The following is a 16,871-nucleotide window of genomic DNA, read 5'->3' as shown; positions in this document are numbered from 1 at the left end:
ATAGTATATTTTTTTGTTGATATAATAGTTATTTGGCAAGGCCATATCAAAAGGTACCCTTCTGGTATGGCCTTCTTTTACGAATCGTTGTTGTGTTGCATTCTCAAAATACAGGAAACCATGAGAAAAAGAATCGTATATGTAATACTTATATTGGGATGTATCCTTTGCTTTGCAATTAATGCCGGAGCAAAGGTGAAGCTACCGGTATTGGTTTCCGACGGAATGGTTCTGCAACGCGAACAACCTGTTCTGATCTGGGGTTTTGCCGATCCCGGAGAAGAAATAAAAATCCAATTCCTTAAAAAGAAGTATCATACACAGACCGGCATGGATGGAAAGTGGCAGATACAACTTCCACCTACGAAAGCCGGTGGCCCTTATACAATCACAATTAATGATATCGTATTGAAAGATGTCCTGTTCGGCGATGTCTGGCTCTGTTCGGGACAATCGAATATGGAAACACCCGTCTCCCGGGTGATGGACCTATATGAAAAAGAAATACGTTCATACACTAACACACATATCCGCCATATCAAGATTCCGCTGAGTTATAACTTTCATGGCCCGCAAGACGATATACGTCCGGCAGCATGGATGCCTGTAACTCCTGAAGGAATAATGACTTATGCAGCCGTACCTTATTTCTTTGCTCGTTTCCTGTATGAAACGATCCAAGTTCCCATAGGATTAATAAACGCCAGTGTAGGAGGTTCACCCGCCGAAGCCTGGGTGAATGAGGAAAACCTTCGGGAATTTCCTTATTACCTCAATGATAAGAAAATAGCCGAATCAGACGAGTACATCCGGCAAGCCCAACAACTTCAGGATACAAACAGAAAGCTGTGGTATCAGGTATTGAATGAAGGAGACAGCGGATTGCTGGAAAAATGGATTGATCCGGCTTATAATGACAGCAACTGGGATACGACTGATCTGTTTGACTCCTGGGGAAGAGATGAAAAACAATCACCCATCAACGGCTCTTTTTGGTTTCGTAAAGCCGTGGATATACCTGTCCGCCTGGCAGGAAAGAAAGCAACTCTGAGACTGGGCTGTATCGTTGATGCCGACTCTGTATTTGTAAACGGTGTTTTTATAGGAGCTACTTCCTATCAATATCCGCCCCGGAAATACCCGATACCCGAAACCTTGTTGAAAGAAGGAAAAAATACAATCACAATCCGCTTAATCAGCCATAGCGATACTCCTCATTTTGTAGAAGAAAAACCGTATAAAATAGTCTTTGAGGAAGAAGAAATAAGCCTGGAAGGAGAGTGGAAATACCGGCTTGCTAACCGCATGCCGTCTATGTCGGAAGGTATATCTTTTCAGTATAAACCGGTTGGATTATATAATGCGATGATTGCGCCTCTGCAAAATTATGTGATAAAAGGAGTCGTTTGGTATCAGGGCGAATCAAACACCAGCCGTTATAAAGAATATAACGCACTTCTCTCTGCCCTGATCAATAATTGGCGTGAGCTGTGGAAGCAGCCGGATTTACCCTTTTTGCTGGTGCAATTACCCAACTTCCAGCGGAATTATCCGGGAGAGAGCGAATGGGCCGAACTTCGGAATGTACAACGGGAGCTTTGTATGAATACACCGAATACCGGCTTGGCCGTAACGATAGATGTCGGCGAATGGAATGATATTCATCCGCTGAATAAGAAAGATGTAGGATACAGGCTGTCATTGCAGGCACGGCGTTTGGTGTATGGTGAGAATACGATTATAGTCGACGGACCTCTATATGAGTCGAAAGAAATTGCAGGAAATAAAATAATTCTGACGTTCCGCAAAGGGACTGACGACTTTATGCCAATGGAAGAGTTAAAAGGCTTTGCTATTGCTGGAAGGGATGGTGAATTCCAGGAAGCAAAAGCCCGGATAGAAAATGGAAAAATAATAGTTTGGAACGACGGAATAGCTGACCCTGTTCAGGTAAGATATGCCTGGGCGAACAATCCGGAAGAGGCCAACTTGCGGAATAGAACGAGGCTTCCGGCCTCACCTTTCCGGACAGAATAATACATGAAAAACAAATAAAAAATATGAATATGAAAGCAAATTCACAGAAAGTATCCTTCGGAGAAAAGGTAGGCTATAGCTTAGGTGATGGTTCGGCGAACCTGATCTTCCAGATGATGATGATGTTCCAGCTTTTCTTCTATACCGACGTATTTGGTATAAAAGCAACAGCAGCAGGAATGATCCTCTTATTCGCCCGTTTTTTTGACGCATTTGTTGATCCGCTGGTAGGTATACTTTCCGACCGGACAAATACCAAATGGGGAAAATACCGTCCCTGGCTGATATGGACAGCTCTTCCGTTTGCCGTATTTTTCGTGTTGGCATTTACTACTCCCGACTTGTCTGAAAGGGGGAAGATCATTTATGCCGGGATTACGTATACGCTTTTGATGTCGATCTATTCATTCAACAATACCCCTTATTCCTCTTTAGGAGGGGTAATGACCAGTGATATAAAAGAAAGAACAAGTATTTCTTCCATACGTTTTGTTACGGCTACGATCGCTACTTTCGTTGTACAGGGGCTTACATTGCCTTTGGTTACGAAGTTTGGAGGCAGCACCACTTCTTCATCCGGCTGGTTATGGACAATTACCTTGTTTGCAGCTATAGGGCTCGTTTTAATGGTCATTACCTTCTTTTCTACAAAAGAACGTATTGCTCCACCGCCCAATCAGAAAACGTCCGTTAAGCAGGATTTTAAAGACATTCTTTCCAGCCGTCCATGGTTGGCGATGTTTATCCTTACTTTATTTCTTTTCACTACACTAGCCATGTGGGGCAGTAGTATGTCTTATTACTTTAATTATGTGGTAGATAAAGACGCCCTGTTTGCATTCCTCGGGAATATGGGGCTGACAGGAAATGCCGGCAACCTGGGCTTCTGGGGAAGCATTCTGGATGCTTTCGGTTTGATTGTATATGATGCTGAAAACGTATTTGCTGTCGGATTCAGTTTGTTTAATATGATTGGCTCTGTCATCCAGCTGTTGGGAGTTATCCTTTTATCCGGCTTCCTGTCGGGTATATTCGGCAAACGGAATGTCTTTGTCATCTGCCTGGCGCTGACTGCTATCTTTACAGGTTTGTTTTATGTGGTTTCACCGGATAATATCACCGGAATATTTATTCTTAATATACTGAAAAGTTTGTCGTATGCTCCGACTGTTCCTTTATTGTGGGCTATGATGGGAGATGTGGCAGATCATTCCGAATGGGTGAATCATAGACGGGCAACAGGCTTTGTGTTTGCCGGTATTGTATTTGCTCTGAAAACGGGATTAGGCCTCGGAGGTGCTATCTGTGGCGGTATTATAGACTCCTTTGGTTTCGTGGCAAATGCCGTACAGTCGTCGGCAGCTATAGAAGGAATCCGGCTTACTTCCGGTATTATACCTGCCATTACTTTCTTTATAGGGGCTATAACCTTATTATTCTATCCGATATCCAAGAAAAAGAATGAACAAATACAAGCAGAACTAACCGAACGTCGCAATGTAATAAATGAGTAAAAGTAGAAGTATATGAAAATCGTTATTAGAATCTTATTGGCTTCTCTGACTGTAGCGCAATTTGCCTGTACGTCTCCAGTTATAGAGGAGAAAAAAACGTTGAAAGAGGGATTAAAAGGTGCGTTTTATATTGGGACAGCCCTGAATCTGGATCAGATTACAGGGAAAGACCGTCAAGGTGTGGCTGTCCTTGAAAAACACTTTAATGCCATTGTAGCCGAAAACTGCATGAAAAGTATGGAAATACATCCCGAAGAGGATCGGTATGACTTTACCTACCCGGATCAGTTTGTGGCACTGGGAGAAAAATACAATATGTTTATTACCGGACATACCCTGATCTGGCACTCTCAGTTACCCGCTTGGTTTTATGTGGATGAACAAGGCGAGAACGTTTCTGCGGAAGTGTTGAAAAGCCGGATGAAAGAGCATATCACTACTTTCATCAACCGCTATAAAGGACGCGTTAAAGGCTGGGATGTAGTAAATGAGGCGATCATGGAAGACGGCTCTTACCGGAATAGTAAGTTTTATGAGATACTGAGCGAAGAGTTTATCCCCCTGGCGTTCCAATATGCACAGGAAGCAGACCCTGAAGCCGAACTGTATTACAACGACTACAACGAATGGTATCCGGAGAAACGTAAGACCGTGGTTCGCTTGATAAGAACCCTGAAAGAAAGGGGCATCCGTATCGACGGTATCGGGATGCAGGGGCATTTCAACATGGATAGCCCATCCATTCAGGAATACGAGGAAACCATTCTGGAATATGCCGCCGAAGGGGTAAAAGTGATGGTGACAGAGTTGGATCTGTCTATCTTACCTTCTCCCCGTCAGGATGTAGGTGCCGATTTATCTACTAATTTCGACTATCAGAAAGAGTTGAACCCCTATACCGAAGGTGTTCCCAAAGAGGTCATGGCTGCCTGGGACAACCGGATGAATGATTTCTTCAAACTATTCCTCAAACACTCTGATGTTGTATCACGTGTTACCTTGTGGGGGATATCCGACAGCGACTCCTGGAAGAATAATTTCCCGGTTAGAGGACGTACCGATTACCCCTTATTATTCGACCGTAACCATCAGTCTAAAGCGGTGGTTCAGATGATTATAGATGAAGCAACAGAAATGAATAAATAATAAAACAGATACAAACATGAAAAAGGCAAGATATTTAGTGCCGGGCGATTATATGGCAGATCCGGCGGTACATGTATTCAACGGTAAATTGTTTATCTATCCCTCACATGACTGGGAAAGCGGTATCGAAGAAAACGATAATGGGGATCACTTCAATATGAAAGACTACCATGTATTCTCTATGGAAGATATAGAAGGAGAAGTAGTAGATCATGGCGTGGTACTGGATACAAAGGATATCCCCTGGGCAGGTCGTCAGTTGTGGGATTGTGACGTAGCTTGTAAAGACGGGAAATACTATATGTATTTTCCATTGAAAGATAAAAATGACATTTTCCGCATAGGGGTAGCTATCAGCGATAAGCCCGAAGGACCTTTCATTCCGCAACCCGATCCGATAAAAGGAAGCTACAGCATGGACCCTGCTATCCTGGAAGAAAATGGCGAATATTACATGTATTTTGGCGGCCTTTGGGGAGGACAGCTTCAGCGCTACCGCAACAACAAGGCTCTTGAATGCGCCATTCTTCCTGAAGGAGATGAACTTGCACTTTGCGGGAAAATCGCCAAATTACGGGATGATATGCTGGAGTTTGCCGAAGAACCCCGGGATGTTGTGATCCTGGATGAAAACGGAAAGCCTCTGACAGCCGGTGATACCGAACGCCGCTTCTTCGAAGCTTCCTGGGTACATAAATACAACGGCAAGTATTATTTCTCTTATTCAACGGGAGATACCCACCTGCTGTGTTACGCGATTGGCGATAATCCCTATGGCCCGTTTACCTATCAGGGAGTGATTCTTACCCCTGTTGTAGGATGGACTACTCACCATGCGATTGCAGAATTCAAAGGCAAATGGTATCTTTTCCATCACGACAGTGTACCTTCCGGAGGAAGAACCTGGCTTCGTAGCCTGAAAGTCATAGAGTTGGAATACAATCCGGATGGAACAATAAAGACAATAGAAGGACAGCAAAAGTGAAATGAAGTATTTTTTATTCATACTTTCAGCTTTGATCATAGGAACGGCCTATGCTCAACAGGAAGATGGTAGCCGCCTTTGGCTGCCAAAACACCAACCCACCCCCCAACCCCCTAAAGGGGGGGAGAAGAGCAATGTCCGCAATGTTAGCCCCCCCTTTAGGGGGCCGGGGGGTATAGCTCAAAAAGAACTGCAAATCCATTGGAAAGGAGGGGAGGTGAAACTACAGCTTGCCTCCTCTGATGATATCCGTAAGTTGGGGAATGATGGTTTCCGCATAGAAGGCAACTGGAACGGGGTGACTATCCGTGCCTCTCGTGAACAGGGTTTGCTCTATGCCGCCTATCATCTGCTCCGCTTGCAGGAAACAGGGAAAGCCAATGGAAAGATCCTCGTGGAAGAGTCACCTGACTATGATATCCGGATACTGAACCACTGGGACAACCTGAACCGTACAATAGAACGGGGCTATGCCGGCTATTCCCTCTGGCAATGGGAACAACTGCCCGATGAGGTATCTCCCCGCTATGAGGCATATGCTCGTGCAAATGCATCCATAGGGATCAACGCTACAGTATTGAATAACGTAAATGCTTCGCCTGACATATTAAAGGAAGATTATCTGCTGAAAGTAAAGGTCTTGGCCGATATCTTCCGTCCGTATGGTATCAAGGTTTATTTATCTGTAAACTTTTCTTCGCCTAAGGTATTGAGTGGTTTAGCCGATTCGGATCCCTTAAACCCGGAAGTGCAAAAATGGTGGAAGAATAAAGCGAAAGAGATTTATCAATATATTCCCGACTTTGGAGGTTTCCTAGTCAAAGCCAATTCCGAAGGGCAGCCCGGGCCGCACGACTATGGGCGTACGCATGTAGATGGCGCTAATATGCTGGCAGATGCCCTGAAGCCTTATGGTGGGATTGTGATGTGGAGGGCGTTTGTGTATAACCCATCCAGTGACGATCGGGCGAAACAGGCGTATCTTGAATTTACACCCTTCGATGGGCAATTCCGTGATAATGTAATCATACAGGTTAAAAACGGGCCGGTAGACTTCCAGCCAAGGGAGCCCTTTACTCCGCTTTTCGGCGCTATGCAGAAAACACCGGTGATGGCCGAGCTTCAGATTACGCAGGAGTATCTGGGCTTCTCAAACCATCTGGTATTCTTAGCCTCCTTATGGGAGGAGTTCCTGAATACTGATACCTATTGCAAAGGGGAAGGGTCTACCGTGGCAGCTACAACAGACGGAACGCTTTTCAAACACAAACTGAGTGCTATTGCGGGTGTTGCGAATATCGGTGAAGATGTCAACTGGAACGGACATCATTTTGCACAGGCCAACTGGTATGCTTTTGGCCGTCTGGCATGGAACAACAAACTATCCTCCGATCAGATTGCTGATGAGTGGATTCGGATGACTTTTACTTCTGAGCCTGAATTTGTCCAGCCGATCAAACAAATGATGCTTGAATCACACGAAGCAGCCGTTAATTACATGATGCCTTTGGGCTTACATCATATCTTTGCCGAGGGGCATCACTACGGACCTCAGCCCTGGTACGACAAGGCTCCACGCCCGGACTGGACTTGTGTGTATTACCACAAAGCAGACACTTCGGGAATAGGCTTTAACAGGACTGCTTCCGGCAGTCATGCGGTAAGCCAGTATTACAGCCCCTTAAAAGAAATCTATGCCGATCCGGCAAGCTGCCCTGATAAATACTTACTTTGGTTTCATCACCTACCTTGGGACTACCGGATGCGGAATAATAAAACACTTTGGGATAATCTTTGCTACAGCTATGACCGGGGCATGAAGAAGACCCGGGAGTTTCAGCAGATATGGGACCGGATGGAGCCATATGTAGACAAACAACGTTTTTCCGAAGTGCAGTCTAAGCTAAAGATACAGGCGCGTGATGCCGTATGGTGGCATGATGCCTGCCTGCTTTATTTCCAGACGTTCTCTCAAATGCCGATCCCTTACGAACTAGAGCGACCGGTGAATGAGCTGGAAGAGCTGAAAAAGATCAAATTAGACATGAAACATCATAACTGAAAATGGAAAAGACCTGGCGTTGGTTCGGCCGGAAAGACACGATCACTCTGGCTATGCTCCGGCAAATCGGAGTGGAAGGAATTGTTACCGCTTTACACCATATTCCGAATGGTGAGATATGGCCGCTAGCGGAAATAGTGGACTTGAGAACGTATATAGAAAGAGCAGGTCTGCGTTGGTCGGTAGTAGAAAGTCTTCCTGTTAGTGAAGAGATCAAATACGCAGGTTCAGAGCGAGATAAGTTGATAGACAACTATATCATCAGTCTCGAAAACCTGGGAAAGGCAGGCATTCAAACCGTCTGCTATAATTTTATGCCCGTAATAGACTGGATACGAACCGATCTCTGTAACAAACTACCCGATGGAACATCTACCCTGTACTTCGATCAGGTTCGCTTTGCCTATTTCGATATCTGTATATTACAACGCGAGGATGCCGTTGATGATTATCCGGAAGCGATAGTAGACAAGGTGCTGGAGCTGGACAAAACCATCTCGAAAGCAGAAAAAGAAGCCCTGGTAGATACGATTATAGTTAAAACACAGGGGTTTATCAATGGAAATATTAAAGAAGGAGATCAAAATCCGGTAGCCATCTTCAAAGGCTTGTTGCATTTATACGACGGCATCGGGAAAGAGCAGCTACGCGAGAATATGAGCTATTTTCTGAAGCGGATTATGCCGGTATGTGATGAATATGGGATCAATATGTGTGTGCATCCCGATGACCCTCCTGTTCCTGTATTGGGCTTGCCCCGTATCGTAACAGGAGCCGAAGATATAGCCTGGATCCTTCAGGCTGTGGATAACCCGCACAACGGGATCACCTTCTGTGCCGGTTCTTTAAGCTCGGGAGCGCATAATTCTGTGCCGGAACTAGCGGCTTTGTTTGCCCCTCGTACGCATTTTGTGCATTTGCGAAGTACGGATATCCTTCCGAACGGCGACTTTATTGAAGCCTCGCACCTGGAAGGCAGAGGCCATCTGATCGAGCTGGTGCGCATCTTCGAGAAGCAAAAGCCCTTTCTGCCCATGCGTGTGGATCATGGCAAACTGATGCTTGATGATGCCTCCAAAGGCTATAATCCGGGTTATTCCTTTTATGGCCGGATGTTTGCCCTGGCTCAGATGGATGGTGTAATGGCCGCTGTACGTCATCAATTAAAAATGGAAAATTGAAAGTTGAAAATGGAAAATAATAATTTATTCAGTATAGCCGGAAAAGTAGCTGTCATCACAGGTGCAGGCGGCGTATTGGGCGGAAGCATTGCCCGTAGTTTCATTGCACAAGGAGCTAAAGTAGCAGCTCTTGATATCCGCAAGGAAAACCTGGATGCCTTAATGAAAGAACTAAGCGGAAAAGGCGGAGAAATAATAGGCATTGCAGGCAATGTATTAGACATCGACAGCCTGAAGAAGGTAGCAGATGAGATACTTGCCAAATGGGGACAGATAGACATCCTGCTCAACATTGCCGGAGGAAATATGCCGGGAGCTACCCTGACGGAGAGTCAGACTATATTCGACATGAAAATTGAAGACTGGGACAAAGTAACCAACCTGAACCTGAACGGTACGGTATTCCCCTCCCTTGTTTTCGGCGAGGTGATGGCCCGGCAGAAAAGCGGAAGTATTGTCAATGTATCTTCCATGGCTGCCTATTCTGCCATTACCCGTGTAGCGGGCTATTCGGTGGCCAAAACCGGAGTGAGCAACTTTACCCAGTGGATGGCTATGGAAATGGCCATGAAATTCGGAGATAAAGTCCGTGTAAATGCCATTGCTCCCGGTTTCTTTATAGGCGATCAGAACCGGGCGGTTTTAATCAACCCCGATGGAAGCCTGACTGAACGAAGCAAAAAAGTATTGGCCAAAACACCTATGGGCCGTTTCGGAGACATCACAGAATTGAACGGGGCTGTACAGTTCCTCTGCTCGGAAGCTGCCTCCTTCATCACTGGAGTAGTACTCCCCGTAGACGGAGGTTTCTCTTCTTTCAGTGGCGTATAAGCTTTTTACTGATATTTTTGAAATCCCACATATGTAGAACACATGTTCAACAACTGTTGAACTCATGTTCTACATATGTTGAACATAAGTTCTACAATTGTGGGACGATATTCAAGAATTGTTTCTGTGCTCTTCCATATAGGTGCTTGGGGGTACTCCGTATAGTTCTTTAAAGGCATTGGAGAAGTGCCCCAGGTTTGTAAAGCCGGTAGCTTCTGCTACTTCAGAGATGGAAAGGTTTTTACCGGCTAGCAGGTCTGCGGCCTGTTTTAAGCGGATATTGCGGATAAAATCACGCGTAGTTTGATTCGTCAACTCTTTTAATTTCCGGTGCAAATGTACTCTGCTGATACCTACCTGATCTGCTATTGATTCTACACTTAATTCCGGATTTGAAAGGTTATTATTGATGACTTTCATGATCCTTTCCATCAGCTTTTCATCTGCTGATTTGATCTGTATTTTCTTTACTTTATCTTCCTGTAGTTGATTCCCCTCGTATGTATTACGAAGCAGTTCCCTGTTGCGAATGATATTTTCGATGGTTTTCTTCAACAGGTCTATATTGAAAGGCTTAACAATATAAGCGTCTGCCCCGATACTCAGACCTTCCAGATTGTCTTCTTCCCTTGACTTTGCAGTGACTAAAACAACCGGGATGTGGTTGATATTGATATTCTGTTTTATTTTACGGCAAAGGGTGATTCCGTCCATTTCAGGCATCATAACATCACTAATTACCAGGTCAGGTGCTTTCTTCAAGATGGCACTCAGCGCCTCTTTGCCATTGGCGTATTCAACCGTATGATATTCGCCTGCCAACTCCTCGCAGATGTACTTCCGGATTTCTTCATCGTCTTCTACAATCATGATCCGGTGCTTGGTTTTCGATTTCACTTTTACTTTATCAGTGTCGGTTGGTAAATCGGAAGAAATCTCTATTTTCTCTGCCGGAACAGCTGTCTGTTCAGGGCTATCTTCTATTTCTTCGGGTTTCAGATGGTCTTTTCCCATAGGGATGCGTATAATGAAGCTGGAGCCTCCCTCTTCGTTATTTTCCATCCATATCGAACCATGATGTAATTCTACTAATGAGCGGGTAAGATGAAGCCCAATTCCTGTACTGACATTGGAACTGTTGTGGCTGTTACGTATCTGGTAAAAACGTTCAAAAACACGTTCTTTCTCTTCATCATTTATTCCGATACCATTGTCTGAGATGATGATCTCAAAATACTGCTCTATGTTGTTGTATACTGTTTTCTCATCTATGATACTCAGATAGATATCTATTTTTCCGTTTTCCGGTGTAAATTTGAAAGCATTGGAAAGCACATTCAGAATAATCTTGTCAAAGTTCTTGGGGTCTACCCATACCTTCAACTGTTTCAGCTCTGTACGAAGATTGAAATCTATATTTTTTGCTTTCGCCTGGTATTCGAAATAGGAATAGAGATCGCCAACGAAACCTACAATTTCCACCTCTTGGAATGTAAGCGTCATAATCCCCTTATCAATCTTCCGGATATCCATCAACTGATTGATCAAGCTTAAGATACGTTCGGCATTACGGTGTATTATTTTATAGCTTGCCTGCCGTTCGTTGTTCTTGTCGGATGTCATCAGGCGTTTAAGCGGACTGATAACGAGCGACATAGGAGTCCTGATTTCGTGAGCAATATTCATAAAGAATTGCAATTTAGCTTCATTGATTTCTTCGGCATGTTGATGTTCAACCATTTTCTGGCGCGAACGATATCGTTGCCGTGTTTCCAGGATTGACAGATAGATAAGCAGAAGAGCTATAAGCAAATAAACCAGTTTTGCCCAAGCGGTAAGATACCAGGGTGGGTGTATGGTTACAGATATATTCCGTTCATCCGAATAGGAATCATAATCTCTTGCTTTTACTTTGAAGTTGTATTTTCCGGGAGCCAGATTGCTGAATGAGATCCGGTTGACTCCGGGAAGCAAAGTAACCCAGTTTTCCCCATTTATACTGTACATATAAGAGATCCTTTCGGGAGTATTGAATTCCATGGTTGAAAATTCAATACTGAACGAATTATCGCTATGGGAAAGGTTGAAATTTTCGGCACTCATCACTGATGTATCAATGATTGTGTAACTGCCGGATTTCGTGTTTTTCCTTACAGGCTTGTCGTGTATATAAAAATCGGTTATGTGTATTTGTAGCTTCTTTTCCTGAAAACATATATCCTGAGGGTTGAAAAAGGTTATACCGCTGATACCTCCGAATATAAACTGCCCTTTGAAGTTAATCAGAGAGGCGCTTTTTGAAAATTCATTACCTTGCAAACCATCACTGGCATAATAGTTTACAAACGTTTTGTTAATCAGGTTAAATTGTGACATTCCATAATTTGTACTGATCCAAAGATTGTTGTTCCCGTCTCTTTTTATTCCACAGACTACATTGTTCGGGAGCCCGTCTTCCGTAGTGTAGATAGAGGTTTGATTGGTGTTCTTGTCAATGCAAATCAAGCCTTCGGATGTACCGGCATATAGATTTCCTTGTTTATCTTCGTACAAGGTATATATAACAAGTCCGGGGAACAATACTAATGTGTCAAAAGTAGAAAGATAACTTTTGGTTTTCAGATCCAGGCAGATCAAGCCATTATAAGTTCCTATGTATAATTTCTGCTCTTTGGTCAGCAGCAAGCAGTCGATCCAGTTGTTGAACAGATAATTCTCCTCTCCGGATAATTCAGGCGTATTTATCCGGTTATGGTTCGTTATTTCTCCGGTGTTCAGATCCATACAGTACAGACCAAATCCCATGGTTCCGATCCAAAGTTGTTTATTGGCATCTTCCTGAAAAGCATAGACCCGCTGAACCGGGTTTTGGTTTTGATCAAGAAGGTTGGTAACATAGGTACATTCTCCTGTTCTTTTGTTCACCTTTGCCATACCATTCAAGTAAGAACCCAGCCAAAGATTCTTATTGGAGTCTTCAAAAATACAGAGAATAGTAGGCGGAATAGAAGTTTCTTTTGAGGAATGGGCAAAGTGTACCGACCTACCATCCGGATGCAGCCCATAAAGCCCGTCATTGTCGGTTCCTACCCATAAGATACCTTCACTGTCTTCGTATACGGACATAATGCAATTAGATCCAATCTTGTTGTATTTCATCGATTTATATCCGATATAGCTGAACTTATTGGTTTGAACCGGCACCATGATAACCCCTTTTTGGTAAATACCCAGCCAGATGTTTCCGGCATTATCTTTGATCATGGTATGTGCTTTGGATTTTTCCAGGTCGAATATCGTGACGTTGAACGAATTATCGATAATCTTTTTACTGTCCGAATCATATACCTTTATGCCGCAGCCGTCTGTACCGATATAAATATCATTAGATCCGTCTGTATACAACTTTTTTATGGGAAGGTTCGGATTTTCCGGGTATTCAATCGGGAAGAAAGACATAGCATTTTTGTTGAAACCAAAGAGGCCACGAGTCATACTGCCAACCAAAAGATTGCCATCCTTGTCTTCGCAAATGCTTGATATGTTATGTAATACAATGTTGTTATGCCTGAAAAAACTGATCAGGTTATTGTTTTTAGTCAGCAGATAAAGACCTTTATCTTCTGTTGAAACCCACAAGTTTTCAGCTTTATCTTCATACACACAGATGATATGTAAACTGGGAACAATCCAGCTTTCCTGCTTGGCATACAGCTTACCGTCTTCTTGTGTCAGTTGGTAAAGGCCTTCTCCGGAAGTTCCGATAATAATATCTCCGTTCTTTCTTTCAATGATGGATGTAACGTGAGATTTGGCAATCTCTCCGTTCTCCAGGATCATCGGGATATCATTAAAGGTATCGGTAGCATAATCATAGAGTTGCAACCCTTTGAAAAGCCCTACAAAGAAATGCTCTTTGCTGTCTTCAAAGAGGATACGCACAAAGTTATGCCCCAAAGAGAGCGTATCATTCTTGTCGTGTTTGTAAATAGTGAATTTGGATCCGTCATACCGGTTCAGTCCGTCTTCCGTAGCAATCCAGATGATTCCGTTTTTATCCTGGTAAATATTATAAATCAAGCTGTTTGACAACTCTTTATCTACGGAAAATAATTTCACAGACTGAGCATGACCCAATAAAGAGATGCAAATGCATAGAAAAACTATTATAAATTCTTTCCTCATATACTATTATGTAGTTTTCATAACAGAAGTGTAAAACTACCTTTAATTGCTGATTATAGCAAATAAATGAGGATGTTTTTATCTTATTCTTCTGCCCTAATTTTCTTTACAATATCATATTATCAGATATATAGGAACCGGTTTAGTATGAATAATCGAACCACTCAAAATCTGCAACTCCTTTGGATTTCTTCTGTGAAGCAGCAAAAAGGGAGAAGTAGATACCTGTAAATCCACCTACGGTTTCGCTACTTAGGTAACGTACATCCATTTTTCCTACCGGCTGGAACTTGTTATTGTCGGTAGAGTAGGAGAAGCTGTAATAGTCTTTGCTAGCCTCTACCCGCAGATAGAATTTGCCTTTCGGAAGTTCTACTTCTTTCTCGATATGTTTCATATTACCCAAACGGTAGCGCAAGGTGATGATTTGCTTGTCTTTATCTCCCTGACGCACGAATAGGTCATAGTGGTGTTGATTGGTCATATATACCGTGATGCCGCCTTCATCATTCTGTGAAGCTTTGTCGAGCTCGATGGCTGTAGTAACGGTGCAGTCGATATGTTGTTGCCGTCTGCCTACGAAAGTAGGAGTAACGTTCGGATCGTCTAATTGTATAGTTGAAGTTTTTAGCCGCAGGTATCCCGGACGCTCTTTCAGTGAGTAGTTAGACGTTATCGGGTTGTACAGGTAGTTCCATTCCAGTCCCATTTTCGGAGTATCGAAGTCTGTGCGTACGGGAGCCGGTGTATGGGGCTTCAACGGAAGTGTTTCGCAATCCATCTGTAGATGTGCAGTGCCGTTTCCGTTAATTACAGGCCATGCGTTTTTATCCCATCTTACAGGAGCCAGGAATGTTTCTCTTCCGAGCATATGGTGCTGTCCCGATTGTGGACGGAAGCCTAGGAAAACGATCCACCAGCTATCATCGTGTGCCTGAACAAAATCTCCATGTCCCAATCCCTGGATTGGGTTCATTTGTGCATTTTGATTGATGTGTGTCAGGATCGGATTGGCTGGGTTGGAATCGTAAGGCCCATCGATCTTGCGGCTACGAGCGATGGTTATTTTGTGTCCGTATTCTGTTCCTCCTTCAGCGATCAGCAGGTAGTACCAACCGTCTTTTTTGTAGATGTGCGGCGCTTCGGGGTAGCGTCCGCCTGTACCGTTCCAGATCTGTTTCGACTCGGTCAGCTGTTCTCCGGTTTTGGGGTTGATTTCGCACAAGGTGATTTGGTTAGGAATGGAAAGCATATAGCATTTTCCATTTTCAAAATAGAGAGACGGGTCGATGCCGCCTTGCTTTAACCAAACGGGTTCCGACCACTCTCCGGCAGGGTCTTCGGTATGTACGATGAAGTTTGCTTTGTCGCATACATTCGTGGTTATCATATAGAAAGTCCCCTCGTGATAGCGAATTGTAGGAGCGTATATACCACCTGAAGGAGCACATTTTTTTAGGTTCAGTTGCGATTCCCGTGTCAGACAGTTCCCGATCTGTTTCCAGTTTACAAGGTCCTTACTGTGAAAGATGGGAACCCCCGGGAAGTATTCAAATGTACTGTTTACCAGATAATAATCATCGCCTACCCGGCATACGCTGGGATCGGGGTAAAATCCCGGTATTACAGGATTGTTATAACCTTTCTGTGCAAGACAGGGAATAGAGAGGAAAATCAATACAAATGCTTGTAGAATGAATCGTTTCATGATATTCTTGTTTTATTTAGGATCCTAGATTTAAGTTTGCACTTAGCGATATTTATCACATGACAAAAATATGGTATTTTGTTCACTTAGTAAGCATCGAATGTTTTAGATGTGTGCACAGTACAGTTAATAGTAGGGGGATATTTGTTTCATAATAGAGGGGTTTTTGATAACGCAAGCTCTTAAGCTACCACCAGACGTAAGGAGGAGGCGTCTCACTCAAGGGCAATTCAACTGATTCAGCAGAGATTTGCTTGGCAGATAATAGGCCATATCCGTTTATTACATTTGTATAGGTAGGGATGGGTTCGCGTAGGCCTACGCTTCCGAATAGATCTTCTTTCTGCTTGTATTGCAAAGTCTTGGATCGGCAATATAAATAATAAGACTCCGATATAGATGACAGCTCTATCTCATAGCTGGTGGAAATAGACAGGGTATCACTTGCATAGGAAAGATATATGTTTTCTAATGTCAGGTCTATCGTATATTCCTCCCTGTTAATCAGTTCGTCTGAAAAAATATACGAAGTGGCATATACGCTGCCGGGATAATAATAGCTGCCATAAGAAGAATAGTTATAGTAGCGCGTAAAATATTCAGGAACCATTTCTTCCAGCACCAATTCGTTATTATGTTTGCTATAAACGGTAAATAGCCCTACTACTGTACTATCCTCTAACTCTATTATACTTTTGCCGTAGATTGATAGCATATAGAAGTTCTGCTCGTTTCTCCTTTCTTTAAAACTGACTCCCAACTGCATAATATGGCTATAGCCCGTATAGATCATTTGTGTATCAATCTTTGTAATCTCCGGACGTTCCTGTAGCTGTACAGAGGCTGATATCGGCTTATAATTGTCTGATTTTGCTTCTATGCGGACCTGATCGCCCGGCGAAGGGTAACAGCCCGGCATCAGATACATCCCTTTGGCTACCGCTTTTTGCATGGCGCCATGGCTTACATCATTGATATAGAGTTCTACGTCCGCATTATCTATGGATATGCTATCTACAAAATCAGAATACCTGTTACCTACTAAGAGGTTGCTTACCGTACGCGACACATGGGCTACGATAACGGAGTCTTCACACAGGGAAGCGTTCAGTACCAGAGAAGGAGGCGGAAGCTCAATATCCAGCTCAATATCCGACGTGCAGGAAGTAACCGATATTGTCAGCAAGATCACAAGTATTTGCAAGGCTGTTCTTTTCATAGG

10 protein-coding genes are annotated in these 16,871 nt (G+C 43.5%); 7 read left to right on the top strand and 3 right to left on the bottom strand.

What is annotated here, in order from left to right:
* The first annotated feature begins 120 nt into the window (after positions 1 to 120).
* From M2470_RS06910 to M2470_RS06880, 7 genes are read left to right on the top strand one after another with little or no spacing between them, the layout of a single operon-like run.
* A complete protein-coding gene (locus tag M2470_RS06910; protein WP_280744311.1) occupies positions 121 to 2,037 on the top strand; it encodes a sialate O-acetylesterase in 1,917 nt (638 codons plus the stop codon).
* Between the two features lie 29 nt (positions 2,038 to 2,066).
* Complete coding sequence (locus M2470_RS06905) at positions 2,067 to 3,551, top strand: MFS transporter (RefSeq protein ID WP_280744310.1); 1,485 nt, start codon at positions 2,067 to 2,069, stop codon at positions 3,549 to 3,551.
* A 12-nt stretch (positions 3,552 to 3,563) separates the two neighbouring features.
* Positions 3,564 to 4,697 carry an endo-1,4-beta-xylanase gene (locus tag M2470_RS06900; RefSeq protein WP_280744309.1) on the top strand — a complete coding sequence of 378 codons (1,134 nt, stop codon included), beginning with the start codon at positions 3,564 to 3,566 and terminating at the stop codon, positions 4,695 to 4,697.
* Positions 4,698 to 4,713: 16 nt separating this feature from the next.
* Positions 4,714 to 5,682, top strand: coding sequence for a glycoside hydrolase family 43 protein (locus M2470_RS06895; RefSeq protein ID WP_280744308.1), 969 nt, complete (start codon positions 4,714 to 4,716; stop codon positions 5,680 to 5,682).
* A gap of 1 nt (position 5,683) precedes the next feature.
* A complete protein-coding gene (locus tag M2470_RS06890) occupies positions 5,684 to 7,744 on the top strand; it encodes an alpha-glucuronidase (protein WP_280744307.1) in 2,061 nt (686 codons plus the stop codon).
* 2 nt (positions 7,745 to 7,746) lie between these two features.
* Complete coding sequence (gene uxuA, locus M2470_RS06885) at positions 7,747 to 8,925, top strand: mannonate dehydratase (RefSeq protein WP_280744306.1); 1,179 nt, start codon at positions 7,747 to 7,749, stop codon at positions 8,923 to 8,925.
* Between the two features lie 9 nt (positions 8,926 to 8,934).
* Positions 8,935 to 9,756: an SDR family oxidoreductase gene (locus tag M2470_RS06880; protein WP_280744305.1), complete on the top strand. Its 822-nt coding sequence runs from the start codon at positions 8,935 to 8,937 to the stop codon at positions 9,754 to 9,756.
* Positions 9,757 to 9,867: 111 nt separating this feature from the next.
* Here M2470_RS06880 and M2470_RS06875 read toward each other — a convergent pair whose 3' ends face one another.
* From M2470_RS06875 to M2470_RS06865, 3 genes are all read right to left on the bottom strand, one after another.
* Positions 9,868 to 13,941: a two-component regulator propeller domain-containing protein gene (locus M2470_RS06875; protein WP_280744304.1), complete on the bottom strand. Its 4,074-nt coding sequence runs from the start codon at positions 13,939 to 13,941 to the stop codon at positions 9,868 to 9,870.
* 142 nt (positions 13,942 to 14,083) lie between these two features.
* A complete protein-coding gene (locus M2470_RS06870) occupies positions 14,084 to 15,649 on the bottom strand; it encodes a glycoside hydrolase family 43 protein (protein ID WP_280744303.1) in 1,566 nt (521 codons plus the stop codon).
* A gap of 187 nt (positions 15,650 to 15,836) precedes the next feature.
* Complete coding sequence (locus M2470_RS06865; RefSeq protein WP_280744302.1) at positions 15,837 to 16,868, bottom strand: DUF4249 domain-containing protein; 1,032 nt, start codon at positions 16,866 to 16,868, stop codon at positions 15,837 to 15,839.
* Positions 16,869 to 16,871: the final 3 nt, after the last annotated feature.

This window comes from Parabacteroides sp. PH5-46, assembly GCF_029892785.1.
Lineage (GTDB): Bacteria > Bacteroidota > Bacteroidia > Bacteroidales > Tannerellaceae > DFXE01.
This window is presented reverse-complemented; position numbering and strand designations above follow the sequence as displayed.